This is a genomic window from Novosphingobium sediminicola (genome assembly GCF_014196525.1).
Classification (GTDB): domain Bacteria; phylum Pseudomonadota; class Alphaproteobacteria; order Sphingomonadales; family Sphingomonadaceae; genus Novosphingobium; species Novosphingobium sediminicola.
In genome coordinates this window covers 1-1,367 of the sequence record NZ_JACIDX010000052.1, presented here as the reverse complement: position 1 = coordinate 1,367, position 1,367 = coordinate 1, and the positions used below count along the sequence as shown (strand labels likewise).

The following is a 1,367-nucleotide window of genomic DNA, read 5'->3' as shown; positions in this document are numbered from 1 at the left end:
TAGCCTCGTCTGCGGTAGCGATGCAGGCGGGCGAGATGGCGGGAATCGCGGCGCGTGCGGCTGCGGCCCAGCCCGCTTGGGGCGCCATGGGGCCGAACGCGCGCCGCGCGGTGCTGCAAAAGGCGGCTGATGCGCTTGCCGCCAAGAAAGACGATTTCGTCGCCGCGATGATGGGCGAGATCGGCGCGACCGCCGGTTGGGCGATGTTCAACCTTGGCCTTGCCGTCAGCATGGTGCGCGAAGCCGCCAGCCTGACCACCCAGATTTCGGGCGAAGTGATCCCCTCGGACAAGCCTGGCTGCCTTGCGATGGCACTGCGCGAACCGGTGGGCGTGATCCTTGGCATCGCGCCGTGGAATGCGCCGATCATCCTTGGCGTGCGCGCGATTGCCACGCCGCTGGCCTGCGGCAATGCGGTGATTTTGAAGGCATCGGAGCAATGCCCGCGCACCCATGCGCTGATCATCGAGGCCTTTGCCGAGGCCGGTTTCCCCGAGGGCGTGGTCAATGTCGTGACCAATGCTCCGGCCGATGCCGCCGATGTCGTGGGCGCGCTGATCGATGCGCCGGAAGTCAAGCGCATCAATTTCACCGGCAGCACCGCCGTGGGCCGCATCATCGCCAAGCGCGCGGCCGAGCATATCAAGCCTTGCCTGCTCGAACTGGGCGGCAAGGCGCCTTTGGTGATCTGCGCCGACGCTGATCTGGACGAAGCGGTCAAGGCGGCTGCTTTCGGGGCCTATATGAACCAGGGCCAGATCTGCATGAGCACCGAGCGGATCATCGTGGTGGAGGCCGTGGCCGATGAATTCGCGGCCAAATTCGCCGCCAAGGTCAAGACCTTGACTGCGGGCGATCCGCGTCTGGGCAACACGCCGCTGGGCGGGGTGGTCGATGCCAAGACGGTGGCGCATTGCCTTTCGCTGGTCGACGATGCGGTTTCCAAGGGCGCGGTGCTGCTGACCGGCGGGGAAACCACGCTCAACGTGGTGATGCCCGCGCATCTGGTGGATAAGGTGACGCCGGACATGAAGCTGTTCCGCGATGAAAGCTTCGGGCCGGTGGTCGGCATCATCCGCGCGCGTGACGAGGCGCATGCCATCGAACTGGCCAACGATACCGAATATGGCCTGTCCGCCGCCGTCTTCACCAAGGACATCGCCAAGGGCCTGCGTCTTGCCAAGCAGATCAAGAGCGGCATCTGCCACGTCAACGGCCCGACCGTGCATGACGAAGCCCAGATGCCCTTCGGCGGCGTCGGCGCCTCGGGCTATGGCCGCTTCGGCGGGCGTCAGGGCATCGACAGCTTCACCGAAACACGCTGGATCACGGTCGAAACCCAAGACGGGCATTTCCCGATCTGATGC

At 65.5% G+C, this 1,367-nt stretch carries 1 protein-coding gene; it reads left to right on the top strand.

Annotation, left to right across the window (positions count from 1 at the left end):
• A partial coding sequence (locus GGR38_RS23930; protein ID WP_183629518.1) for an aldehyde dehydrogenase occupies positions 1 to 1,364 on the top strand: 1,364 nt, incomplete at its 5' end.
• Positions 1,365 to 1,367 lie beyond the last annotated feature (3 nt).